The organism is Phreatobacter cathodiphilus (genome assembly GCF_003008515.1).
In the GTDB taxonomy this organism is placed as follows: domain Bacteria; phylum Pseudomonadota; class Alphaproteobacteria; order Rhizobiales; family Phreatobacteraceae; genus Phreatobacter; species Phreatobacter cathodiphilus.
Genome location: NZ_CP027668.1, coordinates 4,091,358 through 4,114,872, shown reverse-complemented (window position 1 = coordinate 4,114,872; position 23,515 = coordinate 4,091,358). Strand labels below are relative to the sequence as shown.

Annotated in this window: 19 protein-coding genes; 9 read left to right on the top strand and 10 right to left on the bottom strand. The window is 64.3% G+C overall.

Translation table 11 applies throughout. The features are described 5' to 3' along the window. The first annotated feature begins 52 nt into the window (after positions 1-52). Entirely contained in the window at positions 53-469 is a 417-nt protein-coding gene (locus tag C6569_RS19720) for a DUF2177 family protein (RefSeq protein ID WP_106750468.1), read from the top strand. On the opposite strand, the gene C6569_RS19715 is transcribed toward C6569_RS19720, so the two are convergent. Then, entirely contained in the window at positions 450-1,037 is a 588-nt protein-coding gene (locus C6569_RS19715; RefSeq protein ID WP_106750467.1) for a hypothetical protein, read from the bottom strand. The genes C6569_RS19720 and C6569_RS19715 overlap by 20 nt on opposite strands. Positions 1,038-1,128: 91 nt before the next feature. Continuing rightward, positions 1,129-2,214: a saccharopine dehydrogenase family protein gene (locus C6569_RS19710; RefSeq protein WP_106750466.1), complete on the bottom strand. Its 1,086-nt coding sequence runs from the start codon at positions 2,212-2,214 to the stop codon at positions 1,129-1,131. Between the two features lie 118 nt (positions 2,215-2,332). Here C6569_RS19710 and C6569_RS19705 point away from each other — a divergent pair, with 118 nt between their 5' ends. Further along, positions 2,333-2,788 (top strand): Lrp/AsnC family transcriptional regulator, encoded by a 456-nt coding sequence (locus C6569_RS19705; RefSeq protein ID WP_106750465.1) that lies wholly within the window; start codon positions 2,333-2,335, stop codon positions 2,786-2,788. A gap of 12 nt (positions 2,789-2,800) precedes the next feature. On the opposite strand, the gene C6569_RS19700 is transcribed toward C6569_RS19705, so the two are convergent. Next, positions 2,801-4,126 (bottom strand): M20 family metallopeptidase, encoded by a 1,326-nt coding sequence (locus C6569_RS19700; protein ID WP_106750464.1) that lies wholly within the window; start codon positions 4,124-4,126, stop codon positions 2,801-2,803. A gap of 112 nt (positions 4,127-4,238) precedes the next feature. Between C6569_RS19700 and C6569_RS19695 the strand changes: the two genes are divergently transcribed. The 6 genes from C6569_RS19695 to C6569_RS21820 all read left to right on the top strand — a co-directional run bounded on the left by C6569_RS19695 (position 4,239) and on the right by C6569_RS21820 (position 9,839). Then, a complete protein-coding gene (locus C6569_RS19695) occupies positions 4,239-5,825 on the top strand; it encodes an ABC transporter substrate-binding protein (protein WP_215905766.1) in 1,587 nt (528 codons plus the stop codon). Positions 5,826-5,861: 36 nt separating this feature from the next. After that, positions 5,862-6,749: a MurR/RpiR family transcriptional regulator gene (locus C6569_RS19690; RefSeq protein WP_106750463.1), complete on the top strand. Its 888-nt coding sequence runs from the start codon at positions 5,862-5,864 to the stop codon at positions 6,747-6,749. Then, on the top strand, positions 6,746-7,414 hold the full coding sequence (locus tag C6569_RS19685; protein ID WP_106750462.1) for a cysteine hydrolase family protein: 669 nt from the start codon (positions 6,746-6,748) through the stop codon (positions 7,412-7,414). The genes C6569_RS19690 and C6569_RS19685 overlap by 4 nt, the downstream gene beginning before the upstream one ends. Then, positions 7,401-8,726 (top strand): type I glutamate--ammonia ligase, encoded by a 1,326-nt coding sequence (locus tag C6569_RS19680; protein WP_106750461.1) that lies wholly within the window; start codon positions 7,401-7,403, stop codon positions 8,724-8,726. The genes C6569_RS19685 and C6569_RS19680 overlap by 14 nt, the downstream gene beginning before the upstream one ends. Continuing rightward, the gene (locus C6569_RS19675; protein ID WP_106750460.1) at positions 8,726-9,508 is read left to right on the top strand and encodes an N-formylglutamate amidohydrolase; all 783 of its coding nucleotides are present in this window, start codon (positions 8,726-8,728) and stop codon (positions 9,506-9,508) included. The genes C6569_RS19680 and C6569_RS19675 overlap by 1 nt, the downstream gene beginning before the upstream one ends. 73 nt (positions 9,509-9,581) lie before the next feature. Further along, the gene (locus tag C6569_RS21820; protein WP_146144853.1) at positions 9,582-9,839 is read left to right on the top strand and encodes a hypothetical protein; all 258 of its coding nucleotides are present in this window, start codon (positions 9,582-9,584) and stop codon (positions 9,837-9,839) included. A gap of 136 nt (positions 9,840-9,975) precedes the next feature. Here C6569_RS21820 and C6569_RS19670 read toward each other — a convergent pair whose 3' ends face one another. The 4 genes from C6569_RS19670 to C6569_RS19655 all read right to left on the bottom strand — a co-directional run bounded on the left by C6569_RS19670 (position 9,976) and on the right by C6569_RS19655 (position 15,389). Then, entirely contained in the window at positions 9,976-11,448 is a 1,473-nt protein-coding gene (locus C6569_RS19670) for a Cap15 family cyclic dinucleotide receptor domain-containing protein (RefSeq protein WP_106750459.1), read from the bottom strand. Positions 11,449-12,080: 632 nt separating this feature from the next. Beyond that, positions 12,081-12,566 carry a Mov34/MPN/PAD-1 family protein gene (locus C6569_RS19665; RefSeq protein ID WP_181313824.1) on the bottom strand — a complete coding sequence of 162 codons (486 nt, stop codon included), beginning with the start codon at positions 12,564-12,566 and terminating at the stop codon, positions 12,081-12,083. Then, positions 12,548-14,191, bottom strand: a complete 1,644-nt coding sequence (locus C6569_RS19660) for a ThiF family adenylyltransferase (protein WP_106750457.1) — start codon at positions 14,189-14,191, stop codon at positions 12,548-12,550. Before C6569_RS19660 ends, C6569_RS19665 begins: the two co-directional genes overlap by 19 nt. Before the next feature lie 25 nt (positions 14,192-14,216). Further along, a complete protein-coding gene (locus C6569_RS19655) occupies positions 14,217-15,389 on the bottom strand; it encodes a CBASS cGAMP synthase (protein WP_106750456.1) in 1,173 nt (390 codons plus the stop codon). A 214-nt stretch (positions 15,390-15,603) separates the two neighbouring features. On the opposite strand from C6569_RS19655, the gene C6569_RS19650 reads away from it, so the two are divergent. Next, positions 15,604-16,617 carry a CBASS cGAMP-activated phospholipase gene (locus tag C6569_RS19650; protein WP_106750455.1) on the top strand — a complete coding sequence of 338 codons (1,014 nt, stop codon included), beginning with the start codon at positions 15,604-15,606 and terminating at the stop codon, positions 16,615-16,617. Positions 16,618-16,855: 238 nt separating this feature from the next. Here the strand turns inward: C6569_RS19650 and C6569_RS19645 are convergent, their stop codons facing one another. The 3 genes from C6569_RS19645 to C6569_RS19635 are packed head-to-tail and all read right to left on the bottom strand — an operon-like array spanning position 16,856 to position 23,009. Continuing rightward, a complete protein-coding gene (locus C6569_RS19645) occupies positions 16,856-19,240 on the bottom strand; it encodes a hypothetical protein (RefSeq protein WP_181313823.1) in 2,385 nt (794 codons plus the stop codon). A 5-nt stretch (positions 19,241-19,245) separates the two neighbouring features. Then, entirely contained in the window at positions 19,246-21,510 is a 2,265-nt protein-coding gene (locus tag C6569_RS19640) for an AAA family ATPase (protein ID WP_146144851.1), read from the bottom strand. Next, positions 21,465-23,009 (bottom strand): VapE domain-containing protein, encoded by a 1,545-nt coding sequence (locus C6569_RS19635; protein WP_106750452.1) that lies wholly within the window; start codon positions 23,007-23,009, stop codon positions 21,465-21,467. The genes C6569_RS19640 and C6569_RS19635 overlap by 46 nt, the downstream gene beginning before the upstream one ends. Between the last annotated feature and the right edge of the window lie 506 nt (positions 23,010-23,515).

Here is a 23,515-nt window from a genome sequence, read left to right as displayed (position 1 = left end):
GACAGCGCCGACCGCCGTGCGGAGCCGACGCCCCCCTTGGAGAAGCCGCAGCATGACCGCCCGCCTCGCGACCGCCTATGGCGTCACCTTCCTCGCCTTCGTGCTCATCGACGTGCCCTATCTGATGACGGCGGGCGTGCCGATGTTCCGGGCGGTGCTAGGCGACGTGCTGCTGCAGGAGCCGCGCCTCGCCCCGGCGATCCTCTTCTACCTGCTGTTTCCCGCCGGCATCGTCTATTTCGCCGGCCGGCCGGCCCTCGCCGACGGGTCGCTGGCGACAGCTGCGGTGAACGGCGCGGCCTTCGGCTTCTTCGCCTACATGACCTACGAGCTGACCAACCACGCGACCCTGCGGCTGTGGAGCTGGAATCTCGTCGTCGTCGACACGTTGTGGGGGACGTTCCTGACGGCCGCCTCCGCCGTCATCGGCGTCGCGGTCGCCCGCCGGATCAGCGTCCAGCCGGCGTGACGGCGGCCCCCGGTCGCCACAGGCGGCGCGCCAGAAAGGCCATGACGGTGAGCAGGCCGGCGACGCTGAAGGCATTGATGCGGCGGAGCGCGGCGATCTCGTCCGCGGTGACGGCAGCGAACCCCTCGAGGCCCGCGAGGCGCACCAGCGCCATCAGGGCGGCGACGGCCAGGGCGGTCGCGAGCAGCCCGGCGAGCCGGTCGCGGCCGGCGAGGGTCAGCAGCGGCAGGACGAGGCAGGGCAGGTAGAACAGCTCGACGCCGGAGGCGGGGCCGAGGGCGGCCGTGCAGAGCGCGGTGTTGCCGATGCCGGCGAGGATGAGCATCGCCGCTCCCCGCGCCTCGCCGCCGCGCAGCAGGCGGGGCACGGCGGCAAAGAGCGGGAAGGAGAGCCAGGACAGCAGCGCCGGCCAGGCGCGGCCGCCGAGCAGCAGATAGAGATAGAGCGGATAGAAGGGCTGGTTGGAGACGACGATGAAGGCGACGGAGGCGGCGATGGAGCCGCGCGGCGTCGGCGCGTCGAAATAGGCCCAGAGGCGGCGGAAGGCGGCCATCGTCGCGGCGAGCATCGCGGGGTCTCCGGTGGAACACCCTGCTTACGCCGCAGGCGCCCTCCGGGATCTCCCGCTTCGGACCGGATCCATCCTCGCGCGAGCGGGCCTAGCCTGCCGCCGCCGAATAGAAGCGGCCGAAGCGGTTTCCAAGGAAGGCATCGAGCGGCACATCCTCTTGCCGCACGAATCCCTTTGCCGGGATTCGGCCCTCCAGGAGGAGATCGAGCACGGCGCAGGCGCCGGCGGAGGTCGTGACCTGGATGGCGCTCATCGGCTGCCCGGCCACCGTCTGCGGATAGATCTTCTGGGCGAAACTGTCCTGGACGAAGCGATCCTGGCGCCAGCCGCAAACGGTGATGAAGATGACGATGACGTCCTGCTGCGTGGCGGGAATGGCGTTCTCGAGGATGTCGGCGAGCAGGTCACGGCGGTTGCGCAGGTTCAGGTCCTGCAGCAGAGCCTTCATCAGAGCCTGGTGTCCGGGATAGCGGATGGAGCGGTAGTTCATCGTGCGGACGCGGCCCTCGAAGGTCTTGGCCAGGGTGCCGAGCCCTCCCGAGGTGTTGAACGCCTCGTAGGTCACCCCGTCGAGCGAGAATTCCTCGCGCTCTTCCAGCGCGGGCACGAGCGTCACACGGCCTTCGACCACCGCCTCGCAGGGCTCGATGTATTCGTTGATGAGACCCTCGGTGCTCCAGGTGAGGTTGTAGTTGAGCGCGTTCGAGGGGAACTGGGGCAGGGCGCCGACCCGCATTCGCAGGCTGTCGAGCCTGTCGAACCCCCGCGCCAGATCCGCAGCGACGATCGAGATGAACCCGGGGGCCAGGCCGCATTGCGGCACGAGCGCGCTGGAAGCCTCGACCGCCAGCCTCTCCACCTCCCGCGTCACCGCCACGTCCTCGGTCAGGTCGAGGTAGTGGATGCCGGCGGCACGAGCGGCACGCGCCACCGCCCCCGTCGCGTGGAACGGAACGGCCGATACGACTGCGGCGGCTCCCGCCAGATGGTCGCGCAGCCGAGCCTCGTCCTGCAGGTCCATCGTCGCCGTGGAGATGGCGGGGTGGGAGGCGACGGCCTTCAGGCGCGGCTCCGCCTGGTCCGCCAGGTGGACGCGGTAGTCGCCGCTCTCCGCCAGCATGAGGGCGATTGCGCTGCCGATCTTGCCGCCGCCGACGACTGCAACCCTGTTCATGGACGCATTTCCTCCTGTTCCGGAGAAAACTCTCGTCCGGCGACCGGGTTGAAAGGAAGCGTCCCTCAGATCAGAGTGGGAAGGATTTCTGATCACATCCAAGGCCGGATTGAACATAATGACCAATCGCGTTCAGCTCACCGCCAAGGATCGGCAACTCATCGCCCTGCTCGCGGCGAACGCCCGCACTCCCATCGCGACCCTCGCCAAAATGCTGGGTTTGTCGCGCACGACGGTGCAGGTGCGGCTGAAGCGGCTGGAAGAGGCCGGCGTCGTCGAAGGCTACGGACTGCGGCTGTCGGACAGCTATCTGGCCGATCAGGTGCGGGCCCACGTCCTCATCACCATCGCCCCGAAGTCGATCGGGACCGTCTGTGCGGCGCTGGAGCGGATGACGGCCGTGGCCGCGCTTCACTCGGTCAGCGGCTCGTTCGACCTCATCGCCATCCTCGCGACCACGTCGATCAAGGACCTCGATCAGCGCATCGACGATATCGGCGCGATCGAGGGCGTGGAGCGGACGCTGTCGTCGATCATTCTGTCGACGCGTTTTTCGCGCCAGCTCGCGTCGTGAGGCGAAAGGCCGTCACGCTGTGCCGCAATAGCGCAGGATCGTCTCCACGAGCGTCTCGGCCGTCTCGATCACCGACGACAGCTCGACATACTCGTCCGGTCCGTGCTGGGCGCCGCCGGTGGGGCCGAAGACCACCGCCGCGATGCCGTATGGCGCGTAGTGCGCAGCATCCGTGACGCCGAGACTGCCGACGATCTGGGGCGTCCGGCCGGAACGGGCGACGCTCTCCGACAATGCGGCGACCAGCGGATGATCGACAGGCGTGTCGACCGGCGGGAAGTGCAGATCGGCGAGCTGCCATCTGACCTCGGGCGGATGATCCTTCAGCCAGGGATCGGAGGCGGCGAAACGGGCGATCCAGGTCTCGAATTCGCGGCGGATGTCGGCTGACGTCTCGTTCGGCAGGAACTTCAGGTCGAAATCGACGACGCAGATGTCCGGCACCATGGCGGGATTGGCGAGCAGGGTCGGAAGCCCGTCCGGTCCCTCGCCGCAGCCCGCCACCATCACGCCGGGGCTGATCGTGTTCATGCCAGGCGGCATGCCCGGAAAGTGCTTGGTGACGCCCCAGTGGGTTTCGAGGTCGCGCAGGCTCGCGAGCAGCCGCACGCCGAGCTCGATCGCATTGACGCTGCGCGGACCGGTCGCCGCAGCGGGATCGCTCGGATAGATGGAGGCGAAGCGGCGAGCGGAATGGCCGGCGCGGCCACGCACCGTGACGCGGACCCATTCGAGGCCGCCGGCCCAGGGCCGGATCGCACCGCCGCTCGGCTCCGTCAGGAGCACGGCGCCGAGGCCGCGGCTCTCCCGGGCCACGGCCATGGCGCCGAAACCGCCGGCCTCCTCGTCGACGACCGAATGGAACTCGAGCCTGCCGGCCAGCCGGACGTCCAGTTCACGGAGCGCACGACAGGCGGCCAGGCCTGCCGCGAGCCCTGCCTTCATGTCGGCCGATCCCCGCCCATAGAGTCGGCCGTCACGGATTTCGGCATCGAAGGGCGGGAACGACCAGAGCTGCTCGTCGCCCTGCGGCACGACGTCGACGTGACCGCAGATCGCCAGGCTCCGCACGTCGTCCCCCGTCCATCGGCCCACGACGTTGGGCCGCCCCTCGAGAGGGAAGCTGCGCGAGGTCGCAAAACCCGTCGCGGTCAGCTCCGCTTCGATCAGGTCCTGCACGTCGGCCTCGCGGTTGAGGGCAGGGTCCGCCAGAAACTTCGGGTTCACGGAGGGAATGCGCACGAGCCGTCGCAGCAGCTCGGTGGTCCGCGGCGCGTCGGCCCGAACCGCCGCCTTGGCCCGCTCGATCAGCGCGTCGAAATCCCGCCGGTCCGTCATGACAGCCTCATGTGTGTTTTATTACATGATTGCCGATCTGTTCGACCTGTGCAACGATTATGACATCGCGGGCCGGGGAATGGCCGTGCCGTCCAGGACAGGGATTTCACGCATGGTGGATCGTCGCCAGTTCATCGCCGCCGCTTCGGCCATCGCTTCCGGCCTCGTCGCCCCGCGGCTGGCGGCCGGCGCGGACCAGCGTGTGTTGCGCTTCGTCCCCCACGCCGACCTCGCCGTCGTCGACCCGCACTGGAACAACGCCTATGTGACGCGGAACCACGGCTATCTCTGCTACGACACGTTGTTCGGCCAGGATGCGGCGCTCCGCCCGCAGCCGCAGATGGTCGAGGGCGTGAGCGTGGAGGACGACGGCAAGCGGTGGACCCTGACCTTGCGCGCCGGCCTGAAATTCCACGACGGCACGCCGGTGCTCGCGCGCGACTGCGTGGCGAGCCTGAAACGCTGGGCGGCGCGCGACGATTTCGGCAAGAGCCTGTTCCAGGTCACCGACGAGCTCTCGGCCACCAGCGACCGCGTTCTGGTGTTCCGGTTGAAGCGTCCCTATCCGATGCTGCCGCTGGCGCTGGGCAAGACCGGACTGATGATGGCGGCGATCATGCCGGAGCGCCTGGCGACGGCCGATGCCACCAAGCCCCTGACGGAGGTCGTCGGAAGCGGACCCTATCGCTACAAGGCGGACGAGCGGGTCGCCGGTGACCGGGTCGTCTACGAGCGCTTCGCCGATTACCAGCCGCGCAGCGGCGGGACGGCCGAAGGAACCGCCGGGCCGAAAGTCACCCATTTCGACCGCATCGAGTGGCGCGTGCTGCCCGACGCCTCGACGACCTCGGCCGCCCTGCAGACGGGGGAGGTCCACTGGTGGGAACTGCCCAGCGCCGACATGCTGCCGCTTCTCCGCCGCGGTCGCGGCGTCAAGGTCGATACGCTGGATCCCCTGGGCTACATGGCCTCGCTGCGCATCAACCACGCGCAGGGGCCCACCGCCAATGCGGCCGTGCGCCGGGCCCTCGTCCGCGCCCTGGCGCAGAAGGACATCGTGATGGGCATGATGGGCACGGACCCGTCGCTGTGGAAGGACGGCGTCGGCTATTTCACGCCCGACACGCCGCTCGCCAACGATGCCGGCCTCGACGCCGTCACCGCGCCGGTCGACGAAGCGGCGGCGAAGCGCCTCCTGTCGGCTGCCGGCTATGGCGGGGAACCCTTCGCCCTGATCGTGCCGCAGGACGTGCAGATCAACGCCTCCGCCTCCGCCGTCGTCGCCGACCAGCTCAAGAAGGCAGGCGTCACCGTCGACTACGTGACGACCGACTGGAGCACGCTGCTGCAGCGCCGTGCGCGGAAGGAGCCCGCCGGTCAGGGGGGCTGGGGCGGCTACGTCGTGCTGAACTCCGGGGGCGACCTGCTCAACCCCTTCGTCCATGCGGCCCTTCGCGGCAACGCCATCGCCCTCAACGGCTGGTGCGACAGCCCGGCCATCGAGGCGCTGCGCGAGGAGTGGTTCGCCGCGCCGCGGGCGGAGGATCAGGCGGCGGTCGCCCGTCGCCTGCAGCAGCAGGCCTTCCAGGACGTCCCCTACATTCCCCTCGGCCAGGTCGCCCAGTTGACGGCCCTGCGCAGCGATCTCTCGGGGATGATCAAGGGCGTGCCGGTCTTCTGGAACATCCGCAGGGGTTGAGGCGTGCCGGACAGGTCCGAAACGGGGCTCGCCGGCATGACGATCCGGGATCGGCTCCTCGATCCCGGTCTGACGCTCACGCCGGCGGAGCGCAAGCTGGCGAGGGCCATCCTGGCCAATTATCCGGTTACGGGCCTAGGCACGGTGGCGAGCCTCGCCGGCCGGGCCAAGGTCAGCGACCCCACCGTGGTGCGCTTCACCAGCAAGCTGGGATTTGCCTCCTTCCCGTCCTTCCAGGACGCCCTGCTGTCCGAGGTGGAAGAGCGGTTGCGCTCGCCGCTGATGCTGACCGGCCGACAACCCGCCGGCGCCGAAACGCATCCGAGCCTCGCCTATGCCCAGGGGATCGTGGAGGTGCTGGCGGCTGGCCAGGCGCGCGTCCAGCCCGGCGAATTCGATCGCGCGGTGGAGGCGCTGATCGGGTGCAAGGGCCGCGTGCTGACGATCGGCGGGCGGTTCAGCGGCTTTCTCGCCGGCATCCTGCAGGCGCATCTGCGCCAGTTGCGGCCCGGCACCGTGCTGCTCACGGGAGCCGCGGCCGACCAGATCGACCAGCTCGTCGACATCGGCCCGCGGGACCTCCTCGTGGTGTTCGACTATCGCCGTTATCAGGCCGACGTGGTCGCATTCGCCCGCCAGGCCCATGAGCGCGGCGCACGCGTGCTGCTGTTCACCGACCGCTGGGGCTCGCCGGTCGCGTCCTGCGCCGACATCGTGCTCGCCGCCGACGTCGAGGCGCCGTCGCTGTTCGACACGATGGCTCCTGCCCTGGTGCAGTTGGAGGCCCTGGTGAGTGCCATGACGGAACGCCAGGGCACCGCGGCCCTGCGGCGCATCGAGGCGTTCGAAACGGTCCGGGCGACCAATCGCGTCACCGAGACGGACGGGCGCGAGCCCGATGGCGGCAGCGGAGAAGCCCGATGATACCGACCCGGCGCGACGCCGACTTCGTGGCGGGGCAGACCGCCCTGCTGTTCGTGGACATGCAGAAGGTCTTCGCCCTGCCGGGCCGGGACCCGCTTCATCCCGAGCGCGACGGCGAGCATGCCTTCCACGCCCATCTGCGCGACACGGTGATCCCCAACCAGCGGCGCATCCTCGCCGCGGCGCGCGCCGCCGGCATCGAGGTGCTCCACACGGTCATCCGCGCCCTCACGCAGGACGGTCGCGACCGTTCGGTCGACCACAAGCTCTCCGGCATTCTCGTGGCGCGGGACGATCCCGACGGCGACATCATCGACGAGCTCGCGCCTGCCGGCGACGAGATCGTGCTGCCAAAGACCTCGTCGGGAGTCTTCAACTCCACCAATATCGACTACGTGCTACGGAACCTCGGCATCCGCTACCTCATCGTGGCCGGCATCGTCACCGACCAGTGCGTCGACATGGCGGTACGTGATGCCGCCGACCGCGGTTATCTGGTCTCGGTGCCCCGCGACGCCTCGGCGACCTATACGAGCGAGCGCCACGAGGCGGCTTTGCGCGCCTTCGGCGGCTATTGCTGGCTGACGGATACGGACACCGTGGTGCGCAGAATCGAAGCCCTGTCCGGATCGGCCCCCGAGGGACACACCCATGCCGCCCGTTGAACCCGCCGCGCTGGTCACCCTGGTCACCACCGATTATTCGGGCATCACGCGCGGCCGCTCCATCGCCGCGGAGGCCTTCGCCAAGGCCACGCCAGCCAACGTCGGCTGGGTGCCGGCCAACCAGTCGCTGACGCCCTTCGACGTCATCGCCGCGGAAAGCCCGTGGGGCTCCGAGGGCGACCTGCGCCTGCTGGCCGACCCGGAGGCGCGCTATGCGGCGCATCTTCCCGGAGCCGCCACGGCGCTCGACATGGTCATGAGCGACATCGTCGAATTCGACGGCACGCCGTGGGCCGCGTGCCCCCGCTCGCAGCTGAAGGCGGTGCTGGCCGAGCTGACGTCGCAAACCGGGCTGACGTTGGCCGGCGCCTTCGAGCACGAGTTCCAGGTCATGGACGCGCCGCTTCGGCCGGCTCCGGCCTTCTCCCTGCAGGCGCTGCGGCGGGCCGATCCCTTCGGCCCCGTCATCGTCGCGGCTCTGGCGGCCGCCGGCCTGAGGCCCGAGACCTTCATCCCCGAATACGGCCGCGACCAGTTCGAGGTGACGGTGTCCCCGGCGACCGGTGCCGCGATTGCAGACGAGGCCGTCGCGCTCCGGGAGATCGTCCGGGAGGCCGCCGGCCTCGCGGGCTATCGCGTCAGCTTCGCGCCCAAGACCGATCCGTCGGGAGTCGGCAACGGCGTCCACATCCATTTGAGCCTGCTCGACGCCGCAGGGCGCAACGTCCTCTATGACGGCGACCGGCCGCACACCCTCTCCGAGATCGGGGCGGCTTTCGCCGCCGGCATCATCCGGCACCTGCCGGCGCTGGTCGCGATCACAGCGCCTTCGGTGAGCTCCTATCTGCGGCTGAAGCCCCACAACTGGAGTTCGAGCTACACCTGGTTCGGCGACCAGGACCGGGAGGCGAGCCTGCGCATCTGCCGCACGCCGGCCCTGGGGGGCAAGGACCCGTCGCGCGGGTTCAATCTCGAGTTCCGCGCCGCCGACGCCGCGGCCTGTCCGCATCTGGCCCTCGCCATGATCGTCCGGGCGGGGCTGCAGGGCGTGCGGGAGCGGCTTCCCGCCCCGGTCGTCTTCGCCGGCGACCCCGAAGGTCTGCCGCCCGACGAGCGCGCCCGTCTGGGTCTCAGGCGCCTTCCGGAGAGCCTCGAGGCCGCCCTTGCGGCCCTGACGGACGATCCGATCGCCTCGTCCTTCTTCAGCCGAGCGGGGCTCGCCACCTATCTCGGGATGAAACGCCAGGAGATCGCCCTCGTCGCGGACCTCGACGCCGCGGCGATGTGTCGGCGCTACGCAGGCGTCTATTGATGCAAGGCGTATTCAGTGACGACCGGCCGCGGCCGGCCGCGGCCGACGAGCCGGCCGTGGTGGAGGTGCTGCGCGCGGACGGGCAGTCGCCTCATGTGCTCGTCTGCGAGCATGCGTCGAATTTCATTCCGGCCCGCCATGCGGGACTCGGCCTGTCGCCGGCCGACCTCTCGCGGCACATCGCCTATGACATCGGCGCGGCAGGGATCACGCGCCGGCTTTCGGCGATGCTCGATGCTCCCGCCTTCCTGTCGGGTCGATCGCGCCTCCTCATCGACGGCAATCGCCCGCCGGGGAGTTCGACCAGCATTCCCGCGATCAGCGAGACCACCATCGTTCCCGGCAACGTCGATGTGTCCGGCGGGGAGCGTGCCGCCCGGGAACGCGACTATTTCTGGCCGTTCCACGATGCGCTGGCGCGCCAACTCGACGAACGGCTTCTGACGGGCCGCCGCACCTCGATCGTCGCCATCCATTCCTTCACGCCCGTCTTCCACGGGACCCGACGCGGCTATGAGGCCGGGATCCTGTCGCGCGGCGACTCCGACCCCTGGGCGGCGCAGCTCGTGGAGAGTCTTCGCGCGGACGGCCGGACGGTGCTGGCCAACATGCCCTACCAGATCGAGGACGACGGGGATTATCTCGTGCCCCACCAGGCGGAGCCGCGCGGCCTGCGCGCGGTCATCGTCGAGGTCCGCCAGGACCTGGTGGCCCAGCCGGAGGGGCAAGAGAGCTGGGCACGCCTGCTCGCGCGTGCTCTCGGGGCGTGCCGGCCAGGCTAGGGCGGCGTCGCGCCGAAGCCCCGTCGTTGCGCGCGGCAGGGCCGGGAGGCGGCCATACGGCCGGCGGAGGCCGATGTTTCTGGCCTTCGCCGACGCAGGCAACGATGCGAAGCTCGAAGCGGTCGTCGCCGACCTGTTCAATCCTCGGGGAGAGGGCGGCGCCGCAGAGAAGCGCTCCTTCCACTCGAGCGGTGCCCGACGTCGCCCCATCGCGGACGGCGCACGTGAAACGACGCGCCGTCGTCGCCCTCAGCGCATCAGGATGGTGTGGGAAGTGGCGGACAGGGCGGGACTGTCACATCAACATCGAAAACGCCAGTCTTTTCAATAGTCTGTTTGTGCCGCAATGGTGGCGTGTGTACCACTCCAACGGACCATCTTGCAAGCTTCCGCTTAAGGCAGCGGCAAAAGAGCATCAATCCGAAGTTTGGCCCGTTTCCATGGCCGCTCTTGGGCCCATCCTGACGTTAGGAAGGTCCGCTTGCGTCAGCCGCAGGCCCCGAGGTTTCTCGGCCGACGGAGCCAGCCAAAAACCTTCCAGCAAGAAACGCACGCAGGACCTCAGCGGATGCTCGCGCCGCGAAAGGCTTATAGCGGTCGTCCTTGTTAGGGTCGGCATAATCCATCACGCCCTTGACGACGAGCCACTCAGGCACCTTCGCAGCGAGAGCCACCCTAGCGACCGCAGCGGCCTCCATCTCAAGACCAATCACGCTCCGCACGCCCATCGCCTTTAGTTTGTCCCAGGTTACTCCGTCCTTGACAACGACGTTGCCGCTGGCAATTGGGCCGACCTTGATGGCGAACGGCAATCGCTCGGGCGGGTCGACGTCAACGATCAGCGAATTCTGAACCTCAGCCTTGCCTGCGGGCGTAAGTGTCAGCGACGGACCATCAAATTCGATGATCTTGTCGGCCAAGAGTCTCTCAATGGTCGCCTTCCATGCGCCTCTCCCAAAATAGCGCGGGCGCGCCGGATGGTTCCTAGCATCGGCACCGGCATGCAGAGTCTGAAGTAGCCAGAAGCGAGACTCGTCGGGTGAAGGCTGCCCAAAGCTTGGCAACGTGTCGGGCTGCAACGACTCCGCGGCACGTCGCCAGTTGTCGCCAACCGCCGATTGCCGATGGTCGCCGACGAATCCACCGGCTTCGCGCTTGCCCTCGTCGTATTGATAGGCAAGCTCCGATACGACGACGTCGCCGAGAGCAACGTCTCCGGGATTACCGGCGCACACGCCGCACATGACCAAGCAGCCCGGCCGCAGGTTGTCGACGATCCTCGCCGTGAAATGTCCTGTCTCAATCCCGCCCATCCGAGAAGCCCTGGCTATCGAGATCGAGAACAGCGCTTGTCCTCCGTACAGAAAAACGCCGCGCTCGTACGGCAGGTTCGTCGCAGCATCGAATTCCGTCCAATGGTGTACGCCGTCGCCGCCAACTCCGTTCGCGCCGAATGCCCGCTTGGCAGCGTCGTACTCCTCCTTGAGGGCCGTTATTAGAAGCACGTCAGTCGTTACGCCAATCCTCGTCTGGATCTCTTCCCGCCTGCGCATGAGTTTGAAGTGTCCGGAAGAGCGCTCGCTAGTCCAATAATTGCCACTCATTTCCTCAATATGGGGGTAGTAGCGCAGTATTGCCGCTCCCTTATAGGGGCCGGGGGCATCGGAATAGACCGCCTTGGGGTCAACCTCATACATGTAGTAGAGTGTTGGGACGCCCGATCTGTCGCGGCCGGACTGTACGGAAATGGTGTTTGAGTCCATGCCCCTAGAATGGACCGTCATTCCAATGTCGGTTCCTTCCTGCCGGATGAATGCCTCGGCCTCAACCCGACCGGATGTCTCGCCACGAACCCAATGGATGTCGAGCATCCATTTGCCTGAAATGTCGGGAAAGGCGGTCACTGGTTGGCCAGGGTGCTGACTTTCCTTGCCAGACATTACGGCGCCCTCACTTCGCGACCGCCCTCGAAAACGGCAACGCCATAATTCGCGCTCGCAACTCCGCTAGCCAAGACGTTTCGTAGAGTGGATCCGAACATCGCCGCCATGTATCGACCACCTCGTCCGCGTATCGGATCGGCCGTGAGGCCAGGGACGATCGCCGGAGAGAAATACTGGGAGAACCTGACGATGCGAAGGTCAGGCGTCACGATGTGAAAGCCGTCGTGCAATTCGTGAGATTCATCTGAGATCGCAATCAAAATGTCGCGGGTGGCGCCGAAGATGGGAGGTGCGGCAAGCGGTCGGAGCGGCACGATTGGTAACCCGCTCGGATCGTTGCTAACTAAAATACCGATTCCGGAGAAGGAGGGCCCAGCTCCGCGCCGCACGTCCTCTAGGAGCTCCCGCAAGAATTCGATTTGCATGGCCTAGGGCGTTGCATCTAGCCTGTAGCGGCGTCAAGCCCGTGCCTACAAGGAACGATGCCCTTCGCTTTATTCGATCATGCAGCGCGGTAAATTCCGGTACCAATGGCGCGCGGATGCCGGCGCCGCTCTCGAGGTCTGACGTGGGTTGGCGCAACCGCGGATCCAGGGCTGTCGCCTTACTCAGACGGCGTCGAGGCCACGTTAAACTATGTCCCACCCGCTCGAAAGCATTCGCATCACCTCAACGCGCGCGCCGGCTCCGATACCCCACCAGCACGAGTCCCATCCGCCGATGGCAAAAACGACAGGCTCACGCACCCTGCGCATAATGCGATCCCACGTCCATCGGTCTAGGACCGACGGAGACGGATGCGCCTCGGGGTGCGTGTGCCACTCACCGACGTAACTTTCCGTCCCGCCGCTGGAACGCCAAGCCTGCATGGCCGCTTCTTGGTGGCCACGATCCATACGATCGAAGAGGCCCCTCGTCCGCTTGTCTCGCTCCATGGGCACGGTACTGCCGCTCACCTCTACGTGATCGCCGCGATACGAGCCGATAAGGATGCCGCCGGCTTCGCGCGACTGGGATCCGCGTTCGACCCATCCGCGGATGGTCTCTACGACTTTTGGGTGGATCGCGACGAAGCGCACCCCATCGGGCGTCAGCATCATCGTCTGGTCGAGCATGCTGGGCATCGATCTGTAACGCCGGGGCTGCAATCCGCGACTTCGAAGGCCTTGTCCGGCTCAAAGATGCGGGTTCGTAAGCGGTGGCCTGGTCGCCCGGCGGCCCAGTCGAGTGCGAGGTCGCACGCGAGGGCGGCTGCCGCTACGGAGCGCGACACGGGGAATGTTACGAATTCGCCATCGGCACACGCCTCCACCCTCCCGAACTCCATCTCCACATCCGGCCGCATGACCGGGTACACCGGTTCGCCCGCTAGTTCCGGCTTTAGGCATTTGAGACAAGCCTTCCCGGCTTCACCGTCCACGAGGATGCACTGAGCGGCAGCCCCATTGCCCATAAGCCAGCAGAAAAGCAGCGCAGGGCCGGACGGCCTGCGATCCACGGCGGCTTGGTTCAGCGCTAGCGACAAGGCTTCCTCGCCCGTCGCGTCCACCACAAGGTCGAACCCCCGCAAAGCGGTTAAGGTTTGCGCTGCCTTCGCGGACCATTCTACCTTCGCGCCCGGCATCATGATGTTCAGATATCTCGCGCAGGCCTCCGCCTTGTTGCGGTGGAGGAAGGGGATGCCGAGAAGGTGGCGACCGAGATTCGCTGTTCGCAGGTCATCGGTATCGACCAGAAGGAGGTGCCCGCCTCCAGTGCCGGCGCCGCACAGGGCGATTTGCTGCGCAAGGAAGCTGCCGATGGTGCCGCAGCCTACGACCGCGACGGAGCGTCCAGCAAGGCCGCCGCGTGAGCCGAGGTTGCGTCCGTAGATGTATCCGAGATCTGCCGAATCTGCGGTGATGCGCTCTAAGGACACTTGTCCGACCGGCCGCGCCAAGTTGCGCGCGAGCGTCGAACGCCGGTTTACTAAAAACTCCACTGTCCGCATCGGTGGGGGAACTGTGATGCGGCAGGCAAAGGTGCCGTTCGTTGCGCGGATCGCGAGCGTTGCCTGATGTCCGGTCCCTGACGATAGTGCCTCCTCAAGGCGGCTAGTAAGGACGGGGTCTGCCCACCGCAGCCAGTCGACCAGTTCGTCGTAGTCGGCAGGCGGCCACTTGCGCTCGGGGTCGAGGGTCAGCGGCGTGCCGATGGACACAACGAGTGCAGTCTCCTCCGGTCCGTCGGCCCGGCGCGGTGGATCCCGGTCCCGCGCCCACGACGACCCCGCGACAAGCACAGGGGTCGGCTCGCTGGCTACTGACAGCCTCGGGTAGATAATCGTCGCGGGGCCGCTGTAGCCGGCGGGAAGATCGCACAGCATCCAGCGGGCGGACCAGTGGGCGTCGAACTCCGCGCCAAAATCGGCGTCCGAGCGGCCTTCCACCGCGTCTTCCAAGACGCGGGTGGCCTGCTCGATGCACCGGACGATTGTTCCGCCGGGATCGTAGCGGTCTAGGACGACCGAACCCAGTGCGTAGTAGCAGATCAACCTCGACGGCCCGAGGTGCGGTAGTCGCCGATCCGGACCCTGCCAACTCTCGGAAATATGCACGAGTGGCATTGTTACAAAGTCGAGGTCGGGAACGAGGACCGTGACTGGCACCTCGCCGGACGTGATGAGAAGCCTCCCCTCGTAAATGTCGACACTGCCGCTCGGCACACGCCTGAAACCACGTTCCAGCAGGGCGTCGTGCATGGCCAGCCGGCGCTCGGCCCGGTCATCAGCCACTACGCGAGCGGCCCACGTTAGGTGCAGCGACGACCCTCTTCGGCTGGGCCGCCACCGCAGCTGCGGCCGCCTGCACTACGGCTGGCGACGCTAGGTCAGTTGTCGCGGTCGGCACAATGGAGACGAGGTCCGGCCGGTCCGGTACTCGCGCCCCAAAGGCTCTCCGCAGAAGGCGCACCGCCTCGCGGGCGTCCTCACAGTTGTCCACAACTGTTCGGAGCACGGCTGCCAGCCCCTCGAAAGCGTCCGCCACCTCGTCGCGGCTCTCCTCGGGGATGCGGTTGAGATCCTCTTCGGTGCAGGCGGGGTTCTGTACAGTGCCGCGCAGGAACCCTGGCATGAGTTCCACGACTCGCAGCAGCCGTTCGTCCTCCCGCGGAGGCAACTCGCGCCCGCCGATTTCCCCATAAGCATGCCAAACGCATGCCATTAGGAGGATCGAGGATACCTTGAGGCGCTCGAGGCGCTGATAATCGCGCCATGCCTTGAGGTACCGCGAGTCCCGCCGCAGCCTTTCGCCGTAAAGGTTTTCGACCGCGTCCGTGAACCAGTTGTGGATTTTGCGCGGATCCGACTCTTTCCAACCCTCATTCCGATGGGCTAGGAGGACCTCGTCGGATGGCAGGTCGTTCCACGAATCCTTCATTTCAGCGGAATCGGCGGAGGCTTTCGCTGCCCGCGACCGACGGTCCTCAAGGAGGCGGAACTGGTCGTCGGGAATCGCGTAGAGCGGGATGTCGACGTGCGAGTCGTGGGCGATGACGACGCGACAGCAAGTCGGCTTAGACTCGCGACCCCAGCTTTCGCGTTTCGCAAGTTCGTCGAGAGCGGCGTCTACAAACTCGAAGAACTTTTCAGCAGCCGTTGATGGCCGCGTGCCTCGCACGAACGACAGAGGCAAGTAGCATCCGTCGTCGAGATCCATCTGCTGGACCGGCGGATGGGCGGGGTCGTTCAGTGTCTTGTAGGCAAAGCTGCCCTGCACGAAGAACCGCGGCCTGATGGGGCGTCCGAACAGAGCAACGCTCGACGCCTCGAACGCCTCGCGAAGATGGGCGCGGATATTGTTCCGGGCCTCGCGTAGGCCGCTGTCATCCGGCTGGAGGTTGGCAAGATAGTTCTCGGGATCGATCGTGGTGTGGAGGAGCTTGGATGCGTTTGCCATGGAAGAGATGTTCTCCGGGCTCGGCCGCCGGAAGGCGACTCGCTTTCAAGGCGGAACGTTACCATTGTCTCGTTGAATTCGGAACATAAAGCGAACGCCCCGCTGTGGATGGCGATAGCGGTCGGGTTGTTGTTGCTCGGCCGATAGCTATACCGTTACCGGGCGGCTGGTATCGACACGCAGACGGTGGCCGAACGAGGTAGCAGGAGAGGAAGTGGCATTCCAAATCTTGAGCCTGTCCGGCGGCGGGTACATGGGCCTCTATACCGCAAGCGTGCTAGCGCGCATTGAGAGCCTGACTGGACGACGGATCGCCGACTGCTTCGACCTCATCGCCGGAACCTCAGTCGGAGGGATCATCGCGCTCGGACTTTCGGCGGGACGAGCAGCAGCTGAGATCGAACAGGCCTTCGTCGACGACGGACAAAAAATCTTTCCGGCCAGTCGACCCGCGGTCGGATGGCTTCGCTCCAGTTTCCACGTTCTCGCCGGTGTCCCGTGGTGCCGTCATGACCCGGCGCCGCTTCGGGCGGTCATCGAGAGGATCGTCGGCGTCGGTACGAAGATGTCAGGTCTTTCGACGCCGACCGTCATTACGGCTGTCAACCTTACGAAGGGCAAGCCGCGGATTTTCAAGACCGGGCACCACGGCTCCTACACACGCGACTGGACGTTAGACGTCGCTGACGTCGCCCTGGCGACGTCAGCCGCGCCCACGTACTTTCCAATCCACCGCATCGACGATGAACTCTATGCCGACGGCGGCATGTTCGCCAACTCGCCCGACATGGTCGCGCTACATGAGGCCGAACACTTCCTGAGGCAGGACCGACCGAACATCCGAGTTCTCAGCATTGGCACTACGACGGCCGCATTCGCGTTCTCGGCTTCGACGAAACTCAGCCTCGGCTCATTGGGTTGGATGCGGGATCAGCGGCTGCCGACTGTCATGATCGGATCCCAGCAGGCCATGACGAACGACATGATGCGACACTTGCTGCCGGATGCCTATCTGCGCATCGACCACGAGCAATCGCCGGACCAGCGTCGTGAATTGGCCCTGGATTGCGCCAGCCCGGAGGCGCAGAAAAACCTTAGGGCGGCTGCGGCTGCGTCCGCGCAGGAAGCGTCCAGTAGTCCGCTCCTTCACACAATGCTGCAGCACGAGGCCCCTCGATTCGAGTTCATTAATGCATCGCTCCCCCGTCCGACCCCGGCTATCACCTGACGCAGGCGTCGATCCGGAGCTGCCGCTGGTCCATGGAATACTCCCGGGGTTGGGCCTGTCATTAGAGTTGATGAATCTGCGCCGCGCAGCCTGTGAAAATGGAGAACGCCTTAAGAAGGCGTTGTCTGCAGGAAACCCAACCCCGCGAACCCAAGCGTTGAGCGTCCGCTTCCGTGCAATCTCTCAACGTCTGCACGGACGGCGCTAAGGCGACAGCAATAGCGTTCGCTGGCCGGCTTTAGCTTGGAGCGCGTAAGCCGCTTTCTGGGTAGTGCTCAACGAGCGGTTCGTACGTCGCCCAAAAGGCCAACGCTTTTCGTGCATATTCCCGATGCGTCGTACCGCTTCGCACGACAGCACGACGAAAGCCCGTGCGAAGAAGGTCAGACGTTTGTGGGTCGAGGTGCAGGAGCGCTGGATCCGGGTGCGAACTCTCTGCGGATGCACCCTCAGAGACCACGGTATGTGCCAGGGCAGCCCGGACTCGCCTTACTTTTTCAGCAGGGGAACACTCCGCCAACACGCCCCCATCTGGCCAGCCGCGCTCTTGTGTTTCGAGCACATCTATCCAACGACCGGCCAGCCGCTGCGGCCACTCCAAGCTGAACGTGGAGCGCACATCCGCCAGCGTGATCGACCCATGCTTGCTGAGCGCGTCACTTATTCGAAGGATTTCTCCTGGCGCGCCCCTCGAGAGCGATACGAGTACGTCCAGTGCTTTCTCGTCAACATCGGCTCGGCTAAGGAGCAGCCTATTCAGCCAGGCTCTGGTGCTGGCCAAATCCATCGGTTTGACCTTGTACAATTCGCATCGCGAGCGAACTGCTGGCCGCACATTGGCCACGTCTCTGGCGGTCAGGATAAACAGGATAGGACTACCCTCGAGGGTCTTGAGGAATATGTCCAATTCGTCGCCGGCCAGGGCCACGTTCTCGATCACGATGACGCGGCCATGAGTGTGGGACGGTTCGTGAGCCTTCTCTACGAGCTTCTCGATCAAGGCTCTCGCCTTCTGCTTCGTGACTTTCTCGCTCGAATACTCTCGCAAGCGGCCGTTCCCGAAGATGAAGCCGCCTCCACTCAATACATCATGACACCGCTCGCACCTTGAGCACGGGGCGCCGTTCACAGCCGTCTGCTCGCAAAGCATAGCTTGTGCGAACAACCGAGCCGTCGTGCCTTTGCCGACGCCGGCTCGACCATGGAAGAGGATCGCGCTTGGTCGAGACTTCTGTTGGATCCGCTGACGCAGCACTTCACCCGGTGTTATCCGAGCAATTATTTGGTCGAAGGCAGCGGGGTCAGAACTGGCCGCAAGCCATTTCGAATAGGTGCGCCGCACCGACGAAGGCGCAGAGTCTACAGCTGGCCCCAACTCTTTGTGGCCTTCATTCTCCTCGCGCCGCTCTCGCGCGACATAAGCCGCCGAGGCCGCTCGTCCCAGCTCTGAGACCCAACCCTTTGCCTCAGACCCACTACCAATGGCTGATGAGACTAGCTCGACCAGCTTTCCACGATGGTAAGCGAGGCCATGACCAGTCTCATAGACAGATCTCAGGAAGCCAACATTGCAAGCGGCCCATAGGTCAGCGACGCAGTATTCACCGCGGGCATCTCGCGCTCTGCGCTCAAGGTATTCCCGGCACATATTCTCGACCGCAACGATGGTGTTGTCCGGCCCCCTAACCGATCGGTTGGCGCTCTCCGCCTCGTACCAAGTCAGTCGCTCGTCCCAACCGAGCATCATTGCCGACCAAAGAATGAGCTGTCGCGGAAAGCCGCCGGGGCTGACCAATCGGTGAGGGGATTTTCCAGGAGACCGAACGGCGTGTTCTCCAATTTTTTGGAACATCAGCCGTCCTGTCGACCGATAGAGCTCGCCCACAAGGTACGAGCCAGGTCGACCGGCGCCATGCCGAGAGGCGGCGGACACGAGTTGCACGAGATCGTAAGTGTCCCCAGTTTCAACGAAACGGCGCATACACGAGCCCACAGACCGCAGCCCACTGGTGTCGGCCTCGATCTGGGCTTCCGCGATCATGGAATTGGTCTGCGGATCGATATGCGCGAGGACGTACATATCGATCTCTTTGGCAAGCTTGTTCAGATTGACCTCTTCGCCAGCCATCACCTCGTCGAGATGGCTGTCCAATCGGGGCCGCCAATCTTCGGCATCGCCAGCGACGAGGGGGGAAACTGACAGAAGGTAGTCGACATACTGCGCGCGCGAGCCAGCGTTGATCGCCGCTTCCTCGATCACGAGGCAATGATCGCGGACAGCGCCCCAATCAACCTGAGTGTCTAGCGCCTTCGAGATCCGAAATAGATCCGCTGTTGAGGTCCTCCTCCCCTCGGCTAGTTCTCGTAGCAGGCCATCAGAGATCGGGGGAGCTCGCACCTTGAAACCGGCATCGGACCAGTCGCAGTATCGGAAGCTATCCCCAAACAAGCCGCCATCTTTTGCATCGTCATTGTCGGGAGTGAACGCCAAGAAGTTCGGCGCGACATCGGGGTGCTGAGACAAGATCCGCTTAAATGTCGGGCGAAACCGGCCCGTTCGATAGCGATAGACGATAGGGCGGTCTAAGCTGATTTCGGCGCGAAAGAAGTCGATGTCGAGCACGGGGATCAAACTCCCCTGCCGGTCTGCCACCAGCCTCGCCATTGGCGCGGCCGATACAATGGACCTTCCCACGAGGCTTGAATCAGCGCCAAGTCTTCGGGCGTCGCTCCTGCAAGCTCGGCTATCCGAAGCGCTTGCGCACGGCGAGCCGTTTCGACCCTACGATCACGGTACTCCTCGATTTCCCAGCCATCGCGAAGATGGCCCCAAGCCTTCGCGTCGAACGCTGAGATCGGCGCCATTGAAAGCCGCGACGCCAGCTCGATTGCAGCCTCCGAGAGGCCTCCAGACGCCGTGACTATTGGGTCGCACTGGAGCCGCGATGGATCGCGCCGCATTTTTTTTGTTCTTGGAAGGCCGATGAGGTCCCGGAGATCCCGCTCGCTGCCATCACTGTCTTGGTCTCGAAGGTTCCCAGCCATGCCGCCGCATAGCAGCAGCGCAGAGCCCCAATGGAATTTCGCGATCTTGGGCGGCGCGGTCTCAAGCTTGACATCAAACTCGAACACCAATTCAGCATCTTGTGTTCTCGATCTCCAGTTCCGCGCCCAGGTTCTCAATTCCTGCAATATCTCCGCGCCGCCGGCCGCCGGAATGTGAAGTGCGCTGTAGGATACGAACCCTCCATCCTCACGTTCGGCGACCGATAGGCGGGCAAAGGAAGGGTTGGCTGACACATCCACCCGGTCCTCGAATTCTATCCAGAACTGTTCATGAAGCTTCCGCGCCTCGCTCTCGTTGATGTCGTTCCGCAAAATCGGGCCCAATTTCACACGGGAATTGAACCAGACGCCATGAAGCTGTGGCAGGTACGACGCGTAGTTGATGACGCGGGCAACGTCCGCTTGGGTGATAAAACCGTGTCCTGGCCCGTTGACCTGCTTCAGCACAGGCGGCTTGGCCAGAGGCGATATCGAATTCTCGCTCTGCGATGACACCGCAGCCCTCTCTACGGCCTCCGACTTTCTCTCCGCCAATTCCGCGAGCAGAATGTGGAAATCAGCAAACAGCAAGAGTGCCGCTTCTTCATCCGGAGCTTGCTGAGAAGTTCGCCAGAACCGCATCATTTCCAGCCAGTATGGACGTAGGTCCACCGGCGACGTCGCGCCGAACAGCTTCAGGAATGGCGCTAGGAGGTGGGCTCGCTCACCCGCTGTTAGTGAGTCCAGCAGTGGATTGGCCTGCAGCGGCCGTCGCAAAATGTCATTGAAGTAGGTCGAGAGAAGCAGGGCGTGAACGAAGCTGACCTTGTCTCGCCCTTCCTCATTCCAGGCGTTGAGAATACTAAGAGCTTCGCCGAAGTCCATGTCGGCGACGGCGGCAACATAGTTCCGCAACACCTCTAAGTGGTCGACGTCAAAATGCCGCCTAGCCTCGGCGAGGGTTATGTTCCCGAGAGATTGCAGTTGCTCAAGGCCAAACAGAAGATTGCGAGGGTGTCCGTTCTTAAGCCCGGCGAGGAGTCTTACAACTGCCGGATCGAAAGCGATTTCGGCATCGCGTGCGACTTGAGACACGAAGCGTACTGACGTTTCGAGGTCGAGCGGCCGGACCTCCAGTTCGATGAGGCGTGATCTCAGTGCAGCGGACAATCTGCCAGGCTCGGTCGTCGCGAAAACAAACACCTGACGGCGCGTCTCGTCCTCATCCTCGATGCGCTTGAGCAGACCCTCGGCAGCCTCGCGCTCCAGTCGGTGCGCCTCGTCGAGGAAATAGACCACAAAGCCTTTTGAGTTTCGCGGATTGCGCTCATCGGTGCGCAGCCAATTGTCGATAGCGTGCCAGGTCCCTCCCCGTGCCGGCACGTCATATTCATAAAATCCGATCTCTTTGTCGGATGCCGCACAATGCTGGCAGCTGAGACAGGGCGATCCATCAGCGGAGGGCGCTGAGCAGTTCAAGCCGCGCCCATAGATCCGGGCCATGGTTGTCTTGCCCGAACCAACCGCCCCGTGAAGGAGAATACTGGCGCCGACGCGACGTTGGATGAGGCTCGATAGGACGCGAACCACAGTGGGCTGACCCCAGACGTCACCGAAGGTTTGAGGGCGGTACTTTGCGGCAAGGCTCATACGCGTGGTCCAAGGCTCGACCGGGGCGGGTCTGACAGGTTTGGCAGGTTTTACGGGGATGATGGCCTTGACGCGTTGGATTGCAGCAGAAGCCAGTCTTGGAATAACGAAGCGACAGGCGGCGGCATTTAAGCCGCCGGCGGTAGCGCCCATCACGCTGAACAGCCTGACGGTAAGTGATCGGATTTGATCGGCCAAATTCGTACCTTGCCCGTCGAGTACTTGTTGTCGAAGGGCACCATCGGATCGGTCGTAAGCTGGGACAGCGTCCGTGAGAACCACGTCTCGGAAACCTCGCTGCCAGTCTGATCAACATAGAGCTGCCAGAGCTTGCGCGACGGAATTCCTCCTCGCGGAGTGCAGTTGAGCACCACCTCAGAGTTCAGATCGAGTTGCACTGCCCAGGCGCGCAAGCGCCCAACGGGGCTATGTCGTGACTGATAAGCGGCAAGAGCTCCCAGATGCGAATTAAGGGGGCTCTGCTGGAACGGGTCGACCGACCGCCATAGGAGCCGATAGTCAAGAGAACTCACTGTTTCCCAGACATCCGCCTCACCGCCCGTGTCGGTATTGCCGTTCCGAAACGTCAGCGTCACGAAGCGGCGGTTCCCTGTATCATCCATCACGAGGTCATCTGCCGTATGGTTCGCTGTTCCAATAAAGGTCGCGCGCTGACGCACCTTGACCGTGGATGAGGATCCCAGACGGCGGCGGCGCATAGCGTTTGCGGTCATCGCTGCCTTAAAGGTCGTCATCTTTTTAGGGTCCATCTTCTCCATGTCGTCCACGGGGATGACCGGAAACTCGAAGATGCTGCCGCTGCGGATATCTGCGATGTCGTTGAGCGCGACCGGATCGGACGCCAGTTCCTGCATCGGCCCAATTAACCGCATCACAAATGTCGTCTTCCCACTGCCCTGAGACCGACTGTAGATAACCGGCATCAAGTGGTTGGTGACGGGCCGCCCCAGGACCTTTTGGCCGACTTGCCAGATAAAATGCTTGATCACCGGAACAGCGAGTTCGGAACCCGTTTCGAACAGTCTACCCAAGCGCTCCCAACTCGTCGCAGCTGAGGCCTTTTCCGCTTGTGAGAGTGGCCCGAAGGCCCGTTCCAAAATCTCGGCCTCACGCGACTTTTTGCGTTCCTTTTTGAAGTGCCTCAAGGCCCGGCGCAGCTCCGCGATCGGACGTCCTCGATCGGCCTTCTTCAACTCGCTGGCGATGTGATCGACCACCGAATAATCGTCGACGCGATCCTGCTTGAGGTAGCGCGCCATTTCACCGCGATTGCTAGCCGAATTCAGATCGGTCACGCGCCGAATGGTGTCGTCAGCAAACACCTGCAGATTCTCACGCGCGAAATGCTCCGCCACGATTACCTGATCGATATCGAGCATTCTCGTAGCGTCATCGGCGCCCTCGTCGCCGTTCGGACCGCTGCCGGTCAATGCTGCGTCCGACAGGCCATCGACCATGTCGATTGAGACCTCGCTGGGGTCGACTAAAGTCATGCCGGAGTTGCCCTCATCGAAGGTGGGATTCTCGGGCAACTCGACCTTGGAATTCGAAGATGCCTCGTCGTCTGCGTTGATTGACTGCCGGGGTTCGGTACCACCCACAGCCTTCTCTCGGGACGGGTCAGACGTGCCCGACAACGGCAGTGTTTTCGACGTGGCATGGAAGGGCGTGGTCATCAAAGTTGCTCCTTGCAACGCTTTTGTTGCGGAGCTCCTGCATGACTGTCCGGCCGCCCTTTTTGGGCAGGCCGAGACCGCCGCGTCATGTCCGCGGCATTAATTCAGATGAGGCCCCGAGAAATTGCCGAAAATCTCCAACTTATTCCATGTGTTGCAAATTTGATACGAAATATCGCGCGATTAAATATATCCTTCGACTCTTTTCGCCCTATGCGTGAAATCGACATCTCCGCGCCTTGGTGGGCTCGGCTGACCCATCGCCTTCATTGCGACCCTGGTCGCGGGGTCGACGACCAGGGTCGCAATGAAGGATATGGGGCGATCGAATGTCCGCGAAACGCTATGGGTTCTCGCTTTGATGAGGTGTCGAAACAGCTAGTCGAGAACTAAATTTCGACAATAGGCCCCTCCGATACTCCGCCACCGCCACCACGCCGCCGCCGTCGCCAACACCACCCTCTCTGACTGCCACTCTGTCTCTGTGATCTGCCTGTCTGACCACC

Bases quoted from the DNA above. Each gene is read 5' to 3' on its own strand.
- C6569_RS19720 (WP_106750468.1), top strand. From the start codon at position 53: ATGACCGCCCGCCTCGCGACCGCCTATGGCGTCACCTTCCTCGCCTTC.
- C6569_RS19715 (WP_106750467.1), bottom strand. From the start codon at position 1,037: ATGCTCGCCGCGACGATGGCCGCCTTCCGCCGCCTCTGGGCCTATTTC.
- C6569_RS19710 (WP_106750466.1), bottom strand. From the start codon at position 2,214: ATGAACAGGGTTGCAGTCGTCGGCGGCGGCAAGATCGGCAGCGCAATC.
- C6569_RS19705 (WP_106750465.1), top strand. From the start codon at position 2,333: ATGACCAATCGCGTTCAGCTCACCGCCAAGGATCGGCAACTCATCGCC.
- C6569_RS19700 (WP_106750464.1), bottom strand. From the start codon at position 4,126: ATGACGGACCGGCGGGATTTCGACGCGCTGATCGAGCGGGCCAAGGCG.
- C6569_RS19695 (WP_215905766.1), top strand. From the start codon at position 4,239: ATGGTGGATCGTCGCCAGTTCATCGCCGCCGCTTCGGCCATCGCTTCC.
- C6569_RS19690 (WP_106750463.1), top strand. From the start codon at position 5,862: ATGACGATCCGGGATCGGCTCCTCGATCCCGGTCTGACGCTCACGCCG.
- C6569_RS19685 (WP_106750462.1), top strand. From the start codon at position 6,746: ATGATACCGACCCGGCGCGACGCCGACTTCGTGGCGGGGCAGACCGCC.
- C6569_RS19680 (WP_106750461.1), top strand. From the start codon at position 7,401: ATGCCGCCCGTTGAACCCGCCGCGCTGGTCACCCTGGTCACCACCGAT.
- C6569_RS19675 (WP_106750460.1), top strand. From the start codon at position 8,726: ATGCAAGGCGTATTCAGTGACGACCGGCCGCGGCCGGCCGCGGCCGAC.
- C6569_RS21820 (WP_146144853.1), top strand. From the start codon at position 9,582: ATGTTTCTGGCCTTCGCCGACGCAGGCAACGATGCGAAGCTCGAAGCG.
- C6569_RS19670 (WP_106750459.1), bottom strand. From the start codon at position 11,448: ATGTCTGGCAAGGAAAGTCAGCACCCTGGCCAACCAGTGACCGCCTTT.
- C6569_RS19665 (WP_181313824.1), bottom strand. From the start codon at position 12,566: ATGCTCGACCAGACGATGATGCTGACGCCCGATGGGGTGCGCTTCGTC.
- C6569_RS19660 (WP_106750457.1), bottom strand. From the start codon at position 14,191: ATGCACGACGCCCTGCTGGAACGTGGTTTCAGGCGTGTGCCGAGCGGC.
- C6569_RS19655 (WP_106750456.1), bottom strand. From the start codon at position 15,389: ATGGCAAACGCATCCAAGCTCCTCCACACCACGATCGATCCCGAGAAC.
- C6569_RS19635 (WP_106750452.1), bottom strand. From the start codon at position 23,009: ATGACCACGCCCTTCCATGCCACGTCGAAAACACTGCCGTTGTCGGGC.